The sequence below is a fragment of the Bradyrhizobium sp. UFLA05-109 genome (assembly GCF_054185165.1).
The window spans coordinates 38,181-57,335 of sequence record NZ_JBBIAR010000044.1; the positions used below are offsets into that span (position 1 = coordinate 38,181).

A 19,155-nucleotide genomic window follows, 5' to 3' on the forward strand; every position below is an offset into this window, starting at 1 on the left:
CGGCGTTTTCGGGGCGAGTTCCTTAATGTTGGGGACGGGAGGGAGTCGAATCAGAATCGACTGAGAGTCAAATGGATTCATGTGGCCCAACCCTCCCCTGGAGGGGGAGGGTCGGCGCGAAGCGCCGGGGTGGGGTGATCTCTCCACGCAGGCACTGTTGAGGTGGAGAGACTTTCACCCCACCCCGCTCGCGCGACGCGCGATCGACCCACGAGCGAGCTACGCTCATCTCGGACCCCTCCAGGGGAGGGTAAAAGCGGCGTCACACACGCCTCGCTCATTTCGGCGAAAACAACCCCATGCACAGTAGGGATAGACAAGCGGGGTCGCGCTTTCCACCATTTGTAGTGGGTCCACCATCGCCAACGCGTAGCCCGTATGGAGCGGAGCGGAATACGGGGGACCCTCGGGGCGGCACGACCCCGGATTTCGCTTCGCTTCATCCGGGCTACGGGACGACGGCACGCGCCCTACTGCGTCTTGGCGACCTTGGGCGGCTGGGGGACGGTGATGAAGCTGGTGGCTTCGAGCATGGCCGGGCCCAGCGGGGTCGGGATCTTCACCCAGAACGGCACCAGGATGCGGGTGCCCGCCACGGGCGCGAACGCGATCTCGATGTTGCGCTGGGCGGCGAGGTATTTGATGACCGGACGATCGGGGATGTAGCCGGCGACCGGCACGAAATAGAGCGCGCAGACCACGACCGGGCCGCGATAGCCCTTCTCGGCCTTCACGCTCTCCATGCGCTTGAAATCGAGCCTCAGGTCGTAGCGCATGCGGCCGTCGAACACGGGGGCGCCGGTGTGGCAGGCCTCCGGCGACACCGGCTCGCCGGCGCCGGGCACGCGCAGCAGCGAGGCCGTCATCGGGTCCCAGACGCCGCGGCGATGCGCCTCGGTGACGACGATGCGATCAGGGTCGACCGGCGGCTCCGGCGCGATGCCGAACTCCTTCACATTGCCCTTGTCCAGGACGATGTGGATGTCTTCGGTCTTCTTCGAGGTGGTGGTTGAGGCCTGGTAGCCGGTCGCAACCAGCGCGCCGTTGACGACGCGCCCTTGGCTCGCGCCGGTGCCGGACCCGCCGGTGAAGGATTTCAGGAGGCCGATGGTGCCGCCGGACGCGGCAGCCGAGAACACGTCTTCCTGGATATCGATGGTCCAGGCGCCGCGGCCGACCGGAATGCCTGACAGCGTCGCCTCATACTGCGCATCGAGCCGCCCTTGCGCTGCCGCCGGCGCCACATCCCAGCCGAGGCCGCAAAGGGCCATCAGCGCCAGCCAGCCGCGGGCACGCGGCCGGGGCGAGAAAGACAGAGGCATGATCACGTTCAGCTGCAATCCGATGATACCGCTAGCCCTGTACTTAAGCCAAAACCGGCGGCAAACAATGTCGGGGTCGGGCAATCAGCGCCCGGCCGCCTGGAACCGGCCTCTCTTTCCGCCCCGATTACGCCCTTTATGTGATGGTAAGGCATTTCAATCATTGCCGTTTTCGTGAGTGGCGGGCCGCGTACCCGGAAACCTCTCTCACCCCTTGTTCCGCCGTCATGCCCCGGCTTGACCGGGGCATCCAGTACGCCGCGGCCCCTCGGTTCAATCACAGGCGCCTCGGCGTACTGGATCGCCCGGTCAAGCCGGGCGATGACACCGGTGGGTGGGCTGAAGCGCAGCCAAATCCTTGACTACCCGCCCCTTCCCCCCTATACGTCCGCCCGCTCCCTGCAAGGACAGAGAATTTGCACCCCCCGTGGCGCCCCGAATGGCCGCCGCAAATCGCTGGGGGAAAGGATAAGGATTTTTGACATGTCTCGCCGCTGCGAACTGACGGCCAAGGGCCCCCTCACCGGCCACAAGGTCAGCCACTCCAACATCAAGACCAAGCGCCGCTTCCTGCCGAACCTCGTCAACGTGACCTTCATCAGCGAAGCCCTCGAGCGCAACGTGCGCCTGCGCGTCTCCACCAATGCGCTCAAGAGCGTCGACCACAATGGCGGCCTCGATGCCTACCTCATCAAGGCCAACGCTGACGCGCTCTCGCCGCGCGCGCTGGAATTGAAGCGCCAGATCCAGAAGAAGGTCGGCGGCGCTGCGCCGGTCAAGAAGGCGAGCTAAGAGTTTTCAAGAGCTGGGCCGGGGGCACGCGTAAGCGTCGCGTGGCGTAGCTTTAAAGGCGTTGAGTTTGAGTGACGGCCGGGTCGAAAGATCCGGCCGTTTTTGTTTTGCGGCGCGTGATCTCTTTAACCAATCGTCGAACTTGCGAAACCCTGCTGGACTGCCAATATGGCCTCGCAACTTGCGGTGGCGCACCACGATCGTCCCACGCAAGAAGAAAGGCGAGCAGCCAACGAGGAAACATTCAGTGAAGTATCTCATTGCTATTTCTGGTCCCGTAGCTTCGGGAAAATCTATTCTGGCAGGTGAAATTCAAAAGCGCTTTAGGGCATATCGAATCTCAACGCGCCAACTCCTCATTGACGCTGGCGCGCTCAACGATAGGGCTTCTCTGATTGAAGAAGGAAAGCGTCTTGATCGCGAAACAGATGGTGCCTGGATCAGCGACGGAACGCGCAGCTATGTTGAACAACACGAAACCAAATACGACATTATCCTGGTCGATGCAGTGCGAACGGAGCGCCAGATTCAACACTTGCGCGAGCGTTTTGGCGAGCGGTTCGTCCATATCCATGTGTCGGTACCGCTAGCTATCGCCAAACAGCGATATGAAAGTCGTGATGCGGAATGGGACAGAGATGTTCCGTACGAACGTGTCCGATCCGATCCTACAGAGGATCGCGTCTGGTCGCTTCATCGTATCGCCGATCGGACTATCGAAAATCATCAGTGCGACCCCGCCTCGCTCTTAGCAAGGGCATTTGCCGGCCTCGCCGTATTCCCACTTGTCGTACAGCAAGTGGTGGACGTGATCGTCGGGGGGCAATATGGGAGCGAAGGCAAGGGCAATATTTGCGCTCATCTTGCGCACGACTATGATGTGCTGGTGCGCGTAGGCGGCCCAAACGCCGGACACATGGTTGCCTATCCCGAGCAAAAGTATGTGCAACTGCCATCCGGCACGCGTTCGAATCCGTCGACCAGAGTATTGATCGGAGCCGGAGCCACTATCTGGCCCGATCAGATGATCAGAGAGATCGCACAATGCGGTCTGACAAAAGACCGTTTAGTCATCGACGAACGAGCCATGATCATCGAACAGTCCGATCGGGAAATTGAAAGTAAGCTCCTGGGTGGAATCGCTTCGACAAAACAAGGAGTCGGTGCAGCAACCGCACGAAAAATTATCGGACGAGGCTGCGAGCCTCCGTTTGGCGACCGAGTTCGTCTCGCTTGTGAGCATCCCGACATTAAGGAATATGTCGGGTCGGTGGCGCGAGAGTTGGAAGATGCCTACGCGACCGGAAAACGAATCATGCTCGAGGGCACCCAAGGGACTAGCCTGAGTCTTCACCACGGGCAGTATCCTTATGTTACGTCCAGAGAAACTACTGCGTCTGGATGTCTTGCAGATGCAGGTATTGCACCCGGTCGCGTGCGCCGCGTCGTCATGGTCACGCGAACATATCCGATCCGAGTGGGAGGCACCTCCGGTCCAATGACACTGCCAATCGAGACTCAGACCATAGCCGAACGGTCCGGATTGCCGCTCCATCAAATTGACAAGACGGAAGTAGGAACAATCTCTGGGACGAAGAGGCGCATGGCCGAATTTGACTGGGAACAGCTTCGTCGATCCGCAGCCCTAAATGGCGCGACAGATATCGCTCTCACTTTTGCGGATTACATTACGGCAGAGAATGAACACGCGCGTCGGTACGAGCAACTATCTGACGAAACAAAGCGGTTTATTGCTGAAGTTGAGTTTGTTGCTAATGTACCGGTCTCGCTCATATCGACGCGATTTCATCGCTTCGGCGTGATTGACAGGAGATCGTGGAGGTGAAGGAAGCCGATCTTGTAAAGCATTTTCCACGATTGTGGCACATGGCAGAAGACGGAAGCTTTAGTTCTATAAGGGAACACGGGCTATTAAGCACTTCGGCACTGCTCGACCTCTACGAGATCAAAGGCGACGAACGCACGGCAATAGAATCGTCGCGTCGTTCCGAGTCCGTGGCGATTTCCAGGGCTGATCTTCCGAGTGCGACCATTCGCGACCAGAAGCCAATGACGCAGAGTGCCTTGAGTAAATGTCTTGCGGATGATCTCTCTCCAAAGGAATGGTTTGAGATTCTAAACGACCGAACCTTCTTTTGGTTGTCGCGGGATCGACTTCGCGGCCTTCTCGGCGCGCGCGCCTATCGCAACAGACCTCAAACGGTTCTGACCGTAGATACTGCCAGCTTATTAAGTGCCCACAGAGACAAAATAGAGCTGAGCCCGCTTAACAGCGGAGCAACGATCTACAATCCTCAACCTCGTGGACGCGAAACGTTTCTGCCCATCGACGACTATCCATTCGAGGACCGCCGCAAAACTAGATCGGCCGACAAGGCGGTTGTGGAGCTGGTGGTGCGGCGCGGTGTTCCGGACATATCCGATCACCTTGTGGCCGCACACCGGATTTACAAAGGTGAGCAGAAGGAGCTTTGGCGCAAACCAGGAACGTCGGCCGACGACGGCCCGTAGCGATTATGCGTTCTCTAGGTTGGATCTGAGAATTCTTGCAGGACGCTTTGTCTTGCGAAGGAGATCGGCGAAGTGACTGGTCAGTCCAACCTCTCCTTCAATTCGAACGCCAACGTCCTCTGGTAGCTTCGCCAAGAAACTACGAAGTTCTTCAAGGCCCTGCGATGCCCTGAAGACCGCCCATTCCGCCGCTTCGCCGGGCACCAGCATTGCTGCATCGCTATTGGTGCCTCCCTTATGAAGCTGAACTATCCATACACGCTCGCCATCGTGAACCCACTCGAACCGCACGGGGCCCAGTACGCTGGTCGTCGCTTTGTACGCGGTCTCGATATCAGCAACGATTGGGGGCGGCAGACTCTCGGGGCTGCGCTGACCTAACATGAAGCGATCCCCCTCTCCGCGTGTCCCTTCGATTACTGCCTCACCAAATCGGCTAGTAATCGCAGCCCCAGAAAAGCGCGCGCGTATTGCACACTGACAAATGACCGAAGCGATTGCGCTTCCTGCAGGATCCTCGTTGTGCATGAGCTGGAATGGATCGAGCCACCCCTTAGCCGTGGTGAAGCGACCCGGCTCCTGCTCGACCGGACATGTACGCGTCCATACCTCATATGAGCCAGTCGGCTCACCGAAGGAGAACGGAGCGACCCGTCTTCCAATCACGGTTGTACTTGGAACTGAAGCACCGATTATATCGGCGATCAGGAGGCCAAACGCCTTGTCTCCGACGTGGCGACTAAAGCGATTGGGCCACCGAAGATCCGAATTCGCGGGAGCACTGTCCGAAGCCTCGTACTCCCACATCAGTGTATGGGTTCTTTTCCAGCCTCTTGGCTTTGGGTGGACACTGAATTCGAGTCGCCCTTTCCCTGCGTCAACAAGATCCGGCTCGAAACCATAGACTCTACGAATGATGGCCAGTCCCCAATCCAACGGCAGGGACGCGACCCCCTCTTTCTCGACGCATCGAGGAGTATCGTCAGGAGCAAACTCGATCACACCGCCTTGAATCACGCCAGACACGCCACCGTCCGACACATCAACGGTTTCGTTTGCAATTACGAACAGACCATCAGATGACAGACGTTCAAGAATCGAGTGAGCTTCATCTGCATTCGCGATCGCGTAGTAAAAATCACGACTCCGAGGGCTATCCGGAGTAAAACTACGTAGATTGATCGTCCCATCAGGGCTGCAGGCGAGTAGCGAGACTAGCGCTTCACGGTTGGTCGCGAAAATATGGTTGGGATCATAACCAGCGACTCTGCTAAATTGTTGCTCAGCCTCTCTATCAAGCGGAGCAAAGCTAACGAACTGAGCCACGTTACCGACCTTCGCAAGCTTATCCAGCGAATGGTCCTTCCTGAAGGACATAGTTAGCGATCCGTCCGATGATTGTAGTTGCACTGGGGTAGAATGTGCATCGCTAGGCTCCGAGTGCAGATCGGTCTATCTGCCGTCCTCGGTTGTTACCGTTGTCCACTGAACAAACGCACTCCAGCTCAAAGCCTCTTGCGCTTCCGATAAGAAGGTTGCAGCGCCTCAAACCGCTCCAGAAATATGCGTTTTGCGTCCTTCGGAGAGAGATGCCGAACTACGATCGGCGCTGGGTCGACCCTCTGCTCGCGCGCCCAAGTATCCGTGCCTTCGGGCATTATTTGCCTCTGTTCTGCGGCGAGAACACGCAGATCAGCCAATTTGACCTTCTCCGGAAGTGGCCATGAGATTCCAAAGCGATCGAGAATTGCGCGCTCGACCTCAATTTCGATCTTCTTATAGTCGGGAAGCATCTGTTTCAGAGGTCGCGTGATATCACCCACGAACGCTTCGGCAGCATCATGTAAGAGCGCCTCGAATTCGCAACCATCAGCGACCTGGCTCACCAAGATGCTATGCTCTGCGACTGAATAGAAATCATCGCATTGACCCGAATACCGGCAGGTATTCGCCAATCCGTGGGCAATATCTTCTATCGTAAAATCACTGGAAGCTGGTGCACAAAAATCAAACCACGCCCCGCTTCGCAACATGATCGTCGGACCTACTCCGACCTTCACCGCGACCATTGGGACCATACTCCAAGCCATTCCTTCTCCACACTATACAGGCCGCAAGAACCGCAGTCACCAGCACTACTAAAAACCGATTTGCAAATCTTCGTCATTCAAGTTATGCCGATTTGCATGAAACTTACAAGTGAGCAACGACGCATTCTTGTGACTAACCTTCGACGCACCATGGAGCAAAGAGACCTCAACATCTCTGATACCGCTAAAATTACAGGAATCCATCAAAGTCAGGTTAGTCGCATCCTCGCCGGCGACTTCAAGACGCTGAGTTCGAATATAATCAAAATTTGCATTTTTTTTGAGATGGATATTGGAAACTTTCGTGAGCTGGATAGGGCTGAAGATGATCGTAGGCAGATAGCAAACAGCGCAATTGCTATTTGGAACGGCACCCACCACGATGCCTCCGTGGTCATTTCGCTCCTGCGGGAAATCGCAAAGTTGCGCAAATTTAGGACGCATGGGTGATCTGGCCAACTAGCGCAAGCGGACGAGATCGGTCTCCGGACACCTCTCACTTGCGTTGCGTGTAAGGGAACCCGCTCTTTTTGCTCTGGCACGATTCCTCAGGAGAAAATGCCGTGACCGACGAAGAACTTGAGGAGGTAATCGGCGATTGTCCCATACTCTACCATATGGCCGAACGAGACAGCTGGCAGTCGATTGAGAAGAGTGGCCTCCTAAGTACGACAGCCCTGTTGGACAAGTATGGTGTTTCTGGAACTGACCGAGACAAGGTCGAATCCGCGCGGCGGCCAGCAAGTGTTGTCCTTCAGAAGGAGCCTCTCGGTCGCGCCGTCGTGCGCGATCAATCGCCTATGGACGATAGTGGTTTGCTACGTTGCCTTCAGGATGGGTTACTGCCTCAGGATTGGTATCGCCTGTTGAACAACAAGGTCTTCTTCTGGCTGACACGTCCTAGATTGTTGCGGTTGCTAAACGCAGGCAATTATCGCAGCGAAGAACACGACGTATTGCTGTTGGATACCGCCCCGCTTATCAGCGCGTGTAAGGAAAGTATTTGGTTCTGTCCGATCAACAGCGGAAGCACGAAACCATTTCCGCATCCCAGGGGAAACACTACTTTCAGCCGAATTCCGAACTACCCTTATGCGATGTGGAAGAAGGAAAAGAAGCGTCCCCGAGGCGAGCGAGTCGTGGAACTCGCAATCGACTACTCAGTGCCCGACGTCAAGAAGTTTGTACGGAGGGTAGTCCGCATGAAAGGAAACGACGACTTGCAAGTTCTCTGGGAAAGATAGTTCGACGTCGTTACTCGGAACGGTCACGCAGCCCTCGCCGTGGCACCGCTGGAAGACCAACATCCATTCGTTGCCGTCCCCCGTTCCCGCGTTAACCGTCCATTAACCAACGCAGCCTAGCCTGCTCTGATCGTCCAGCCATCATCAGCCTGAAATGCCTCCCCGGTTCAATCCAGGAAGACAGCCGATGTCCGTTGAGTTGTTGACGTATGCCGAGCTAGGCGCCCGCCTCAACATCTCGCGCGAGGCCGCTCGGTCGCTTGCCAGGCGGCGCCGGTTGCCGCGCTCGCGGTCGGATGACCGCAAGGCGCGGGTCAGCGTCGATTTCTCCGAACTGCGCTACAGGCCCCGACCGCGAACCGGCCGCCAGGCGGACCCCATCGCCGCCTCCATGGCAAAGATCGAGGCATTCAAGAGCGAGGCCTTCAAGGCCGAGATCGCGCGGCTCGAAGCAAGGGCAGCCGGCTACAGGGCGGATTTCGAGCGCGAGCGGGAGCGCGCCGATCGCCTCGCCGTCGAGCTGCTGCAGGCGGCTGCCGAGACGAGAGCAACCAACGCGTGGGCGGCACGATTGGAAGATGAAGTGGCGGACTTGCGGACCGGCCGCCAGGCTGGCGGCTCGCTCGCCGGACAAGCCGCGCGTCGATTGGGACATCTGGCCGCTTCCATCGTGGCCGCAGACCGCGCGGCCTGCAGGTAGCATGCAATACTTTCTCACATCCCCGGCTTGCCGGACCAACGCGAGGGAAGAATGGCTGGCAACACCGATATTCACGAAATGAAGGCACGCATCGTCGTGTTTGGGGTCGGCGGCGCCGGCGGCAATGCCGTCAACAACATGATCACGGCCGGGCTGCAGGGGGTCGAGTTCGTCGTCGCCAATACCGACGCGCAGGCGCTTGCCATGTCGAAGGCCAAACGCCTCATCCAGCTCGGCACGAAGGTGACTGCAGGCCTCGGCGCCGGCTCGCAGCCTGAATTGGGGCGCGCCGCGGCCGAAGAGGCCATCGATACGATCCGCGCTCAACTGACCGGCGCACACATGGTGTTCGTCACGGCCGGCATGGGCGGCGGCACCGGCACCGGGGCTGCACCCGTCGTCGCCAGGACCGCGCGCGAGCTCGGCATTCTCACGATCGGCGTGGTCACCAAGCCATTCTACTTCGAGGGTCAGCGCCGCATGCGCTCTGCCGAAGCCGGCATCGAGGAGCTGCTCAAGACAGTCGACACCCTCCTGATCATCCCGAACCAGAACCTGTTCCGGGTGGCCAGCGAGAAGACGACATTCGCCGATGCCTTTGCCCTGGCCGACCAGGTGCTTTATTCGGGCGTGGCCTGCATCAGCGATCTCATCGTCAAGGAAGGCCTGATCAATCTCGATTTTGCCGACGTTCTCTCCGTCATGAAGGAGAAGGGCAAGGCGATGATGGGACGGGGCGAGGCGTCCGGCGAGAAGCGCGTGCTCGCCGCCGCGCTGGCTGCAATTTCCAATCCATTGATCGAGAACCCATCGATCAAGCGCGCCAGCGGCCTCATCATCTCCATCACCGGCGGCAAGGATCTCATGCTGTACGAAGTCGACGAAGCGGCGACCCGCATTCGCGATGAGGCTGATCCGGACGCCAACATCATCGTCGGCGCGTCCTTTGATGAAAGCCTCGAAGGAATCGTCCGCGTCTCGGTGGTGGCGACCGGGATCGATAATCTCGACCCGGCGCAGGAGATGCCGGTGGAAACCTCGCTCACGCAGCTCGCCGGCAAGCTGCGCAACGACAGCCGCCGCATCGCCGATCGCATCGAGCGCAGTGCCAGCCTGCCGCAAGTGGCGAGCCCGCCGCTCCGCGCGGAAGCCCGGCCACAAGCGGCTCCTCCGCCAAGGCCTGCTCCGGACCATGCGCGCCAGGCGGCGCCTCGGCCGCTCGATCCCTACGGCCGCGCTTCTGCGCGCAATGCGCCCGACGACGGCGTTCTCGATATCCCAGCCTTCCTGCGCCGCACGGGCAGCTGAGCGGTCGTAATAGGTCGTCATCCCGGGGCGCGCGAAGCGCGAGCCCGGGATCCCCGCGCGAGCGCAGGCGCTCGCGCGGGGGTCCCGGCCCCCCGTGCGCAATTGCGCACTAGGCCGGGACGACGGCGGAGTTTGTGGCAGGAGCAACGCTGTTATGGAAACGGCGAATTCCGGACGTCGAACCTGCAGGCGAGAGTTGAGGCACGCAAGCAGCGCCGATCCTTCACGCTGCCGTGCTACGAGTCCGCTGGTTCCTTTTTTTCCGGCTCCTTGTCGCGAGACAGCCAGGCTGGAAAACGAAGCAGGCGATCGATGTTGTCTTTTGGCGGCTCGATGGGCGCCTCACTGGCTGAACTCGGCAAGTCCAGCGCAACGTGTCCAACGCGCACCGCGTCCGCGCGCTGATCCAGTCCGCGCAACAGGGGATCGAGCACGCTGTCGATTTCCGTCGCCACCGACACCAGGAAACTGTTGAGCTCGCGCGCCTCGGGCATGACGGCCGCAGCCGGCTCGATCGCCTTGCAGAGACCGTCGACGACAGGCGCAAAGGCGCCGGCGGCCTGTTTGATGCGGGTTTTTATCGCTTCGATTTCCGCCAGAACGCGATCGCGTTCCCGCCTTATTCTTTCCTCCGAAAGGCGGGCTTCGAGTTCGGCGATGTGAGTCGTCAGGGTCTCGGCTTCGGATGCAAGTGCATCGCGTCGTCCGCGCACGCGATCGAGATCGCGGCTGAGATTGTCCACTAAGTCGTCCTTTCCGAACATTGGGTTACTCCGTAGGACAGCCGTTTTGGTCTGTAGTACGGCCTTGGCGCGAACCGCCAGCCTCGCCACCGACCGGATGACCGGATCGGCCGAAACAGGCATCAATTTCGGTCGCGTCACATGGACTGACATGCTTGGGCCGACATGGTGATCCCCCAATCGTCCACATTAGGCGACCGCATGGTTAACAAGTCGTTAATTTCAACAGACTGATACGGCAATCGGCTATACTCGCCCCGGTAGCATCACCGGAGGGGACGCTTCGATGGAGCACGAAGCCAAGAACGAGACCAACAACGAGACCAACAACGAAACCAGGCACGAACACACGACCGCACCCAAAAACGAACCGAAGAACATCGTCATCTGCTGCGACGGCACCGGCAACGAGATCAGCGAGAACATCTCCAATGTGCTCAAGCTCTATCGCTGCCTGCGCAAGACCGACAAAACGCGGCCGCGGCAGCTGGTGTTCTATGATCCCGGCGTCGGCACGGTAACCGAGCCCTCGACGTGGCACCGGGTGAAGGCCAACATCAACCTGGTGCTGGGACTCGCCACCGGCTATGGGCTGGATGACAACGTGCTCTCGGCCTATGGCTTCCTGGTCGAGCATTACGCGCCGGGTGACCAGATCTATTTGTTCGGCTTCTCGCGCGGCGCCTATACCGTGCGGGTGCTGGCGGGGCTGATCCACAAGGTCGGTCTGATCTCGCCGGAACAGGCGAACCTCGCAGGCTCGGGCCTGATCGCCTACAAGCAATATTCCGGCATGGGGCGCGGCAATGATCTCTCCGCGCTGACCGATGCGGGCTCCGACGAGGACGGGCCGCTGCCGTCCGACCGCTTCGATCTCGCCGCGCAGTTCGCGCGCATCACCTCCTCGCGCTGGCCGACGATCCGATTCATCGGCGTGTGGGACACGGTGGCGAGCGTGATCGTGCCGCGGCCGGACCGGCTGTACTGGCCGAGCCTGGAGGAGCTCGCCTTCACGCTGCAGAACCCGAGCGTAAAAATCTTTCGCCAGGCGATCGCGATCGACGAGCGGCGCTGCATGTTCCGCCTCAAGGAGTGGATGGAGCCGCAGCAGTTCTGGAGCAACCGCTTCGTCCCTGATGACAAGAAAGAGCCGCAGGATATCCTGCAGGTGTACTTTGCCGGCTGCCATTGCGACGTCGGCGGCGGCTATGCCGAAACCGAAAGCGCGCTGTCGAAATATCCGCTGCTGTGGATGATCGACGAGGCGTCCAAGTGCGGGCTGCATTTCAACCCGCGCACGGTGAACCAGCTCGCCTGGGGCGTGCAGCGCAAGAACAGCCCGTTCACTTACGTCGCGCCCAGCGTGACCGGCAAGCTGCACAATTCGATGACGGCTGCCTGGCGCGTGCTGGAATATCTGCCGAAGAGCGCGAAGTACAAGGAATGGCCGGAGCGGCAGGTCCATTTCGGCTTCTACATCCCCGACTGCGAGCCGCGCCTGATCCCCGAAGGCGCGCATGTGCATGAGAGCGTGGTGAAGCGGATGGCTGACGTGCCCGACTACAGGCCGGTGAATCTGCCGACGCAGTTCGTCACCGTGCCGATGCCGGTCGGGCCGGAGAAGCCGACGACAGTGGAGGCGGCGTGAGGGGTGGGGGAGCGCGCCACACACTTCGCCGTCATCGCCCGACTTGATCGGGCGATCCAGTATTCCAGAGGCCGTGACGAATACGGAGGAGCCGCGGCGTACTGGATGCCCCGGTCAAGCCGGGGCATGACAGCGGAGATGATGGTTACTGCTCCCTTAATCGCATCGAAGAATCGCTAAAATTCTTACTCAACAGTTAGCGCGATGGTGCGACACGCTGTGCCATTCCTTCCCGCGAGGACGCATTTCGCGTAAGGAGGACAAGCGACATGCAGCATCCGCGCCGATTTACACGCGTCAAGCCGAGCGGGCTGGTGTCGCGGCAGGCCAAGATCATCACGGACCCGAAGGCGCCGGTGATCAACTGCACGCTGATCGACTATTCGCCGGGCGGCGCCTGCGTCGATCTCGGCGGCCAGGTGAAAGTCCCCGATCGTTTCGAGCTGCTCCACGTCAACACGAAGAAGCGCTGCCGCGTCGCATGGAAGCGCGGGACGCGGATCGGCGTGGTGTTTTAGGGGGACATGCGCCCTTGCTCCGCCGTCGTCCTGGCGAAAGCCAGGACGACCGCGCCCCCTACTTCCGCCACCTTGCCTTGGCGCCCGCGACGATCTGCATGGTGACGCCGGCGATCCAGACGAGGAAGACGACCCAGGTCCAGAAGATGTGCGGGTTCTCGCGCAGCACGATGACGGCGACGGAGACGAAGGCGGTCACACTGGCGCAGAGGGTGCCGGCCGAGCTCAGGAATTCCGCGGCGTCGATCTGCTCATGCGCCTGGTCGAAGGGAAGCTGCGGGGTGTCGATGCCGAGATAGAAGCCAACCGCGCCGAGAAGCATCATCAGCACCAGAAAGCCCTGCGTGGTGAGCTCCGGGATGGCCGATCCGACATGGGCGCCGACGAACAGGCCGCACGCCGCCCCCGCCAACGCCAGTCCACAGCGCTCCAGCACGTGGGCAGACTTCCGGACACCATAGCGCATGGCAGGCCTCGCGGGGTTCGCGATGGCGAGGTTAGGCTAATTTCGGCAGTGGCGGAAGGTTGGTCGAGTCACGGAGGGGTGATGCGAGGTGGTGGTGAGGATGCGTGAGGAACGGGCAACACACGCCACTGTCGTCCCGGACAAGCGCAGCGCAGCGGAGCGCTGATCCGGGACCCATACCCCCAGGGAGAAGTTTGGCGAAGACTGTTAGTTTGTCGCGCAACGATCACTGCGCGCTACAGTTAGATCACGCGGTATGGGTCCCGGGCTCGCGCTTCGCGCGCCCCGGGACGATAACCGTGAACGTCGTCGCGTTATCGCAACTCACGCGAAATACGCCCGCTCACCTCGCCCCGAACGTCGTCTTGCCGAACAGCGCCTTCTGCGTCGAGGGCTGCGAGCGCCAGTATTGCGGCGGGGCATCGACGGTACCGCCGAGCTCGGCGGCGGCGTGCCAGCCCCAGCGCGGATCGTAGAGCATGGCCCGCGCAAGCGCGACCATGTCGGCCTTCCCCGAGGCGACGATCTCCTCGGCGTGCCGTGCTTCCGTGATCAGGCCGACCGCGATCGTCGTCACGCCGGTCTCGCGCTTGATGGCCTCCGCGAACGGCACCTGGTAGCCGGGGCCGAGCGGAATCTTCTGCAGCGGCGACACGCCACCGGAGGAGGCGTCGATCCAGTCGATGCCGTGGCTCTTCAGCGCTTTGACGAATTCGATGGTCTGCGGCAGGTCCCAGCCGTCCTCGAGCCAGTCGGTCGAGGACACCCGCATGCCGATGGGCTTGTCATGCGGGAAAGCCGCGCGCACCGCGTCGAACACCTCGAGCGGAAAGCGCATGCGATTTTCGAGCGAGCCGCCATACGCGTCGGTGCGGTGGTTGGAGATCGGCGAGAGGAATTGATGCATGAGATAGCCGTGCGCGCCGTGCAGCTCGATCGCGTCGATGCCGAGGCGCTCCGCGCGACGCGCGCAGTCGACGAAGGCGTTGCGGATGCGGATCATGCCGGCGCGGTCGAGCGCGGTGGGGGCCGCCTCGCCCTCCTTGTGCGGCAACGCACTTGGGGCAACCGTCTGCCAGCCGCCCTGCTCCACGGCGATCAACTGCCCGCCATCCCAGGGCCGCGCGGAAGAGCCCTTGCGGCCGGCATGCGCGAGCTGCATCGCGACGGCAGCGGTGGAATGCTTGCGCACGGAGGCGATGATCCGCTTCAGCGCTGCCTCGCAGGCATCGCTGTAGAGCCCGAGGCATCCCGGCGTGATGCGCCCGATCGCCTCGACATGCGTCGCCTCGATGCAGAACACCGACGCGCCCGACAGCGAGAGCGAATTGACGTGGGTGAAGTGCCAGTCGGTGGCGACGCCGTCCTCGGCCGAATACTGGCACATCGGCGACACCATGATGCGGTTCTTCAAGGAGAGGCCGCGCAGCTCGATCGGGGAAAACAGGGCGCTCATGCGTGATGTTCCGGCGGATGGAGGGCGATGAGGGGAAGTGTAGTGGGCGGGCGCAGGAATGCTAGCCGCGCGGAAGGAATGGCGGCTAGCGGCGCGGTGCATTGCAAGGCGCGGCCCCATTCACCGCTGGCGTCCTGGCGAAAGCCAGGACGACATCAAGGAGTTACTCCCAGAACGCGCCCGGCTCCGGCTTGCCGATGCGGAAGCGGTCGCCGCTGACAAGCTCGACTTCGGCCTTCGCCGAGAACTCGATCGAGTAGCGGCCGTCATCCATCTTGCTCGACTTGCCGAACGCGTCGCGCTTGTCGGCAAGCCCGGCATCCTGCATCACGAAGAGCCGATACTCGGACAAGCGAAAGCGGCGCGGGCCCAGCCATTCGATGCCCGGATCGAAGGTGCGCATGTCGCCGTCGGTCTTGCGGTCGATCTTGTGTCCCGTCACGTCGCGGAACAGGTCCGGCGCGGCGATCAGCTGCGCGCGGCCGCCTTCGATGGCGTAGAGGTTCAGCGTCACGATGTGCCGATCGCTGCGGAAAGAGATGGCGACGTGGTGCGAGTCCGGCGACCAGGTGGCGTGATAGGCGTCCGGCGCGGTATCGAGATTGTTGTCCGACGAGACGTTGTCGAGCACCGCGAGCCGGCGGTGGCCCGGCTCAGCCATCAGATAGGCGTGGAAATTGTCGTGGCCGCCTTCGCCGCTACCATGCACGGCGATCGACAGTTTTCCGTTCGGCGCCTTGCCGCCCGTGACGATCGCGTACTCTCCCTTGGCATAGTCGTGCTCGGCCGTGGCATGGGCCGGCGACAGTGCGGTGAGGGTAAGAGCGAGGGCGGCGAGGAAAGTGCGAGGGAGGTGCATGACGGTATGTCGCGGCTCTCCGGCTGCGCGTTCAACACCACTGTCGTCCCGGGGCGGGACGAAGTCGCGAGCCCCGGGACGACAAGGTGCGCTACTCCACCAGCGTGAACTGCAACAGCAACGTGCGCTGCAGAAACGAGAAATTATCGTCCGAGACCATCGTCAGCACGGTCTCGCCATCCGCACCGACATGGGCGTCGATGCCTTCCATGTTGTCGATCTCGTGGCCGAGATCGGCGGCGAACAGCTCGGGGCCGTCGACCAGCGCGCCGGGGGCGATCGACTTCAAGGCTAGCGAACGGATGCGGATGTTGACGCCGGTGAACCAGGAGAATTTGCGCTCCAGGATCAGAAGCTCGCCGGAGGGCAGCAGCACGGCGTCGCTGATGTCGAAATTTCCGGTGCGGCGCACGCTGAACTGCCCGGGCGAGGGACCGCCGATCAGGAAGGCGATCAGGTTGCCGTCGCGGTCGAGTCCGCGCTCGGAGAGCGCGATCAGCGTGCCGGCGAGCGGCTGCCCCTTGGGCACGAATACCAGCGCCTCCAGCCCCTTGTTGCGCGGCAAAGTCCGCGCCGCGGGCGGCAGCGGCAGTACCTCGCCGCGGGCGCGGGTAAATCCTTTCGCGAAATCGAAGCGCATCAGCGCGTTGACGCGCTCGAGCCCGACATAGACGAAGGAACCATCGAGCGCGATCGATTCCGTGTCGTACCAGTAGCGCTTCTCGGTGATCGGCCGCCCCTCGGCGTTGAGCATCGGCGCGGCCTCGACGTTGTCGAGCCCGGCCATGTCGCGCCCCGCGTAAAGGATGGTCCCGCTGAACCATGCGCCCTGATCGGAGAGCGCGATGAAGCGCTCGCCTTTGGTATCGAGGAAGCGGATGCCGGAAAGGCCGCCGAAGCCGCGATAGGGCGAGGTCAGCACCAGGCCGCTGCGATACTCCAACGCGCCGAAGCGGGTGCGTGCGCGATCGCGCGGCTCGAACGAAGGGATCTGCCGCGCGTTGACCTCGATGGCGACCGGCTCGGTGACGGTGTGCTCGGCGTGGCCGGCAGATTTCGGCGGTGGCTCCGTCGCGCGCTGAGCGCGCGCAAGCGAAGGGAGCGCTGATATGGCAGCTCCCGCCGCATGGGCGAGAAGTTGGCGGCGGGAGAAACCTGCGGTCACGAATGCAGTTTGCGGCGCGGCCGGCTTGCAGGTTGCGCAGGCGCCGAGTGCGTCTCGCTGAAGAGCTCGGCGAGCTTTTCGGTGATGGCGCCGCCAAGTTCCTCGGCGTCCACGATCGTCACCGCGCGGCGATAGTAGCGCGTGACGTCATGGCCGATGCCGATCGCGATCAGCTCCACCGGCGAGCGCGTCTCGATCTCCTCGATGATGTACCGCAGGTGCCGTTCGAGATAGTTGCCGGCATTGACCGACAGCGTGGAATCATCGACCGGCGCGCCGTCCGAGATCATCATCAGGATCTTGCGCTGCTCGGTGCGCCCCAAGAGGCGCTTGTGCGCCCAGTCGAGCGCCTCGCCGTCGATGTTCTCCTTGAGCAGCCCCTCGCGCATCATCAGGCCAAGGTTTTTCCGCGCACGGCGCCACGGCGCGTCCGCCGACTTGTAGATGATGTGGCGGAGGTCGTTGAGGCGGCCGGGATTGGCCGGCTTGCCGGCGGCGAGCCAGGCCTCACGCGATTGTCCGCCCTTCCAGGCGCGCGTGGTAAAGCCCAAAATCTCGACCTTGACGCCGCAACGCTCCAGCGTGCGCGCCAGGATGTCGGCGCAGGTCGCCGCCACCGTGATCGGACGTCCCCGCATCGAGCCGGAATTGTCGAGCAGCAACGTCACCACGGTGTCGCGGAACGTCGCCTCCTTCTCGCGCATGAAGGACAGCGGGTGATAGGGGTCCGTCACCACGCGCGACAGACGTGCGGGGTCGAGGATGCCCTCTTCGAGATCGAACTCCCAGGCGCGGTTCTGCTGCGCCATCAGCCGCCGCTGCAAGCGGTTGGCGAGGCGTGCGACGATGCCCTGCAGATGCGCGAGCTGCTTGTCGAGGTAAGAGCGTAAGCGCTCCAGCTCGTCATGGTCGCAGAGGTCTTCGGCGGCGATCACCTCGTCGAACTTCGGCGCGAAGGCATGATATTCAGGCCCGCGCGGCTCGTTGGCCCCGCGCGAATTCGGCCGCGTCGCTTCCCCCGGCGTCTCGTCGTCGCCGAGCTCGCCATCGTCGAAGGTGTCTGATGTCGAGGCCTGCGCGCTTTCCATCGCGCTCTCGCTCATCTCCTCCGTGGTCGCCTGCGCCTGGTCGGCGCTCATCTCCTGCGCGGCGTCGGAATCGGGCGAGCCTTCCGCGCCGGCCTGATCGTTGTCGCCGTCGCGGTTGTCGTCCTGGTTGTCGTCCTCGTCGGAATCGGCGTTGCGCTCGTCACCCAGCTCGAGCGCCGACAACAGGTCATGGATGGCGTCGCCGAACTTGGTCTGGTTCTCGACCAGGCTGTCGAGCCGATCGAGCCGTCTGCCGATCTTGTCCTCCAGCGTCGGCCGCCAGAGATCGACCATCTTCTTGGCCGCTGCCGGCGGCGCCATTCCGGTCAGGCGTTCACGCACCAGCATCGCGAGCGCATCCGCCAGCGGCGCATCGGCCCGGTCGGTGATCTCGTCGAACTTGCCGCGATGGAAATGATCATCGAGCATCGCGGTGAGGTTCTTCGCAACACCCGCCATGCGGCGCGCGCCGATCGCCTCGACCCGAGCCTGCTCCACCGCCTCGAACACGCCGCGTGCCTGCGGATTGCCCGGCATCAGCTTGCGGTGCAGCTTCGGATCATGACAGGCGAGCTTGAGCGCAATCGAGTCGGCGTGGCCGCGCACGACCGCAGCATCGCGCTTGGTCATTTTGCGAGCGGGCTCCGGCAGCCGCGCCTTGCCGGGCGCAAGGCCCGGGCGCTCGGCGGCGAAGCTGACGTCGAGCTCGGGCGTCTTGGCGATCGCCTTCAGGCATGATGCCACTGAGCGCTTGAACGGCTCGGTCGGCGCTTCCTTGGTGCTGCGGAATTTCGAGTTGGATGTGCTGCTCATAGCGACTTCGTAAACCAATGGCGCGTCACGCCGCCAGGATAGCCGTCAATGGCGCCGAATTCTTCGTAGCCGCTAGCGCGGTAGAAGCCCGGCGCCTGGAAACTCATCGTGTCGAGATAAGCCCGGGTCGCCCCGATCTTTCTCGCCTCGTCCTCGATCGCCGCAATCAGCTTGGTGCCGTGGTCCTTGCCGCGGAATTTCTGGTCGATCCAGAACAGCTGGATGAACAGAACCTGCGTCCAGACCCCTCCGACGATGCCGCCGACGATCTTGCCGCGCGCTTTCAGGGAAATCGCGAGGCGCTTGTACTTCTGCTTCCCCATCCGCTCATTGTTGTAGGCGATGAGCCCGGCGAGCACAGCCTTCTTGGTCGTCCCAACGGTGCGCTCGACGGTGATGGTTGCCATGACT

The 19,155-nt window shown here is 61.8% G+C and carries 19 protein-coding genes; 9 read left to right on the plus strand and 10 right to left on the minus strand.

Annotated features, from left to right (window positions below):
- Positions 1-470: 470 nt before the first annotated feature.
- Complete coding sequence (locus Q3C01_RS28455) at positions 471-1,271, minus strand: DUF3108 domain-containing protein (protein ID WP_458148634.1); 801 nt, start codon at positions 1,269-1,271, stop codon at positions 471-473.
- A gap of 534 nt (positions 1,272-1,805) precedes the next feature.
- On the opposite strand from Q3C01_RS28455, the gene rpmB reads away from it, so the two are divergent.
- From rpmB to Q3C01_RS28470, 3 genes are all read left to right on the plus strand, one after another.
- Entirely contained in the window at positions 1,806-2,114 is a 309-nt protein-coding gene (gene rpmB / locus Q3C01_RS28460) for a 50S ribosomal protein L28 (RefSeq protein WP_458148602.1), read from the plus strand.
- Between the two features lie 247 nt (positions 2,115-2,361).
- Positions 2,362-3,960 carry an adenylosuccinate synthetase gene (locus Q3C01_RS28465; protein WP_458148603.1) on the plus strand — a complete coding sequence of 533 codons (1,599 nt, stop codon included), beginning with the start codon at positions 2,362-2,364 and terminating at the stop codon, positions 3,958-3,960.
- Positions 3,957-4,646 (plus strand): DUF7002 family protein, encoded by a 690-nt coding sequence (locus Q3C01_RS28470; protein ID WP_458148604.1) that lies wholly within the window; start codon positions 3,957-3,959, stop codon positions 4,644-4,646. The genes Q3C01_RS28465 and Q3C01_RS28470 overlap by 4 nt, the downstream gene beginning before the upstream one ends.
- A gap of 3 nt (positions 4,647-4,649) precedes the next feature.
- Here Q3C01_RS28470 and Q3C01_RS28475 read toward each other — a convergent pair whose 3' ends face one another.
- Together Q3C01_RS28475 and Q3C01_RS28480 are read right to left on the minus strand one after the other, a co-directional pair.
- On the minus strand, positions 4,650-6,023 hold the full coding sequence (locus tag Q3C01_RS28475) for a hypothetical protein (RefSeq protein WP_458148605.1): 1,374 nt from the start codon (positions 6,021-6,023) through the stop codon (positions 4,650-4,652).
- Between the two features lie 128 nt (positions 6,024-6,151).
- Complete coding sequence (locus tag Q3C01_RS28480) at positions 6,152-6,715, minus strand: hypothetical protein (protein ID WP_458148606.1); 564 nt, start codon at positions 6,713-6,715, stop codon at positions 6,152-6,154.
- A 171-nt stretch (positions 6,716-6,886) separates the two neighbouring features.
- On the opposite strand from Q3C01_RS28480, the gene Q3C01_RS28485 reads away from it, so the two are divergent.
- The 4 genes from Q3C01_RS28485 to ftsZ all read left to right on the plus strand — a co-directional run bounded on the left by Q3C01_RS28485 (position 6,887) and on the right by ftsZ (position 9,988).
- A complete protein-coding gene (locus Q3C01_RS28485; RefSeq protein ID WP_458148635.1) occupies positions 6,887-7,186 on the plus strand; it encodes a helix-turn-helix domain-containing protein in 300 nt (99 codons plus the stop codon).
- A 113-nt stretch (positions 7,187-7,299) separates the two neighbouring features.
- On the plus strand, positions 7,300-7,980 hold the full coding sequence (locus Q3C01_RS28490; RefSeq protein WP_458148607.1) for a DUF7002 family protein: 681 nt from the start codon (positions 7,300-7,302) through the stop codon (positions 7,978-7,980).
- A gap of 187 nt (positions 7,981-8,167) precedes the next feature.
- A complete protein-coding gene (locus Q3C01_RS28495) occupies positions 8,168-8,680 on the plus strand; it encodes a hypothetical protein (RefSeq protein WP_458148608.1) in 513 nt (170 codons plus the stop codon).
- 51 nt (positions 8,681-8,731) lie between these two features.
- Complete coding sequence (ftsZ, locus tag Q3C01_RS28500; protein ID WP_458148609.1) at positions 8,732-9,988, plus strand: cell division protein FtsZ; 1,257 nt, start codon at positions 8,732-8,734, stop codon at positions 9,986-9,988.
- 236 nt (positions 9,989-10,224) lie between these two features.
- Here the strand turns inward: ftsZ and Q3C01_RS28505 are convergent, their stop codons facing one another.
- Positions 10,225-10,752 (minus strand): hypothetical protein, encoded by a 528-nt coding sequence (locus Q3C01_RS28505; protein ID WP_458148610.1) that lies wholly within the window; start codon positions 10,750-10,752, stop codon positions 10,225-10,227.
- A gap of 265 nt (positions 10,753-11,017) precedes the next feature.
- Here Q3C01_RS28505 and Q3C01_RS28510 point away from each other — a divergent pair, with 265 nt between their 5' ends.
- On the plus strand, positions 11,018-12,379 hold the full coding sequence (locus Q3C01_RS28510) for a DUF2235 domain-containing protein (RefSeq protein ID WP_458148611.1): 1,362 nt from the start codon (positions 11,018-11,020) through the stop codon (positions 12,377-12,379).
- Between the two features lie 269 nt (positions 12,380-12,648).
- Complete coding sequence (locus tag Q3C01_RS28515) at positions 12,649-12,897, plus strand: PilZ domain-containing protein (protein WP_458148612.1); 249 nt, start codon at positions 12,649-12,651, stop codon at positions 12,895-12,897.
- Between the two features lie 58 nt (positions 12,898-12,955).
- On the opposite strand, the gene Q3C01_RS28520 is transcribed toward Q3C01_RS28515, so the two are convergent.
- The 6 genes from Q3C01_RS28520 to Q3C01_RS28545 all read right to left on the minus strand — a co-directional run bounded on the left by Q3C01_RS28520 (position 12,956) and on the right by Q3C01_RS28545 (position 19,151).
- Positions 12,956-13,363 carry a hypothetical protein gene (locus Q3C01_RS28520; protein WP_458148613.1) on the minus strand — a complete coding sequence of 136 codons (408 nt, stop codon included), beginning with the start codon at positions 13,361-13,363 and terminating at the stop codon, positions 12,956-12,958.
- Positions 13,364-13,706: 343 nt separating this feature from the next.
- Positions 13,707-14,819, minus strand: a complete 1,113-nt coding sequence (locus Q3C01_RS28525) for an NADH:flavin oxidoreductase/NADH oxidase (protein ID WP_458148614.1) — start codon at positions 14,817-14,819, stop codon at positions 13,707-13,709.
- 163 nt (positions 14,820-14,982) lie between these two features.
- Complete coding sequence (locus tag Q3C01_RS28530; protein ID WP_458148615.1) at positions 14,983-15,678, minus strand: hypothetical protein; 696 nt, start codon at positions 15,676-15,678, stop codon at positions 14,983-14,985.
- Positions 15,679-15,769: 91 nt separating this feature from the next.
- On the minus strand, positions 15,770-16,843 hold the full coding sequence (locus Q3C01_RS28535) for an esterase-like activity of phytase family protein (RefSeq protein ID WP_458148616.1): 1,074 nt from the start codon (positions 16,841-16,843) through the stop codon (positions 15,770-15,772).
- Positions 16,840-18,744, minus strand: a complete 1,905-nt coding sequence (cobT, locus tag Q3C01_RS28540) for a cobaltochelatase subunit CobT (RefSeq protein ID WP_458148617.1) — start codon at positions 18,742-18,744, stop codon at positions 16,840-16,842. The genes Q3C01_RS28535 and cobT overlap by 4 nt, the downstream gene beginning before the upstream one ends.
- Entirely contained in the window at positions 18,741-19,151 is a 411-nt protein-coding gene (locus Q3C01_RS28545) for a GNAT family N-acetyltransferase (RefSeq protein ID WP_458148618.1), read from the minus strand. The genes cobT and Q3C01_RS28545 overlap by 4 nt, the downstream gene beginning before the upstream one ends.
- Between the last annotated feature and the right edge of the window lie 4 nt (positions 19,152-19,155).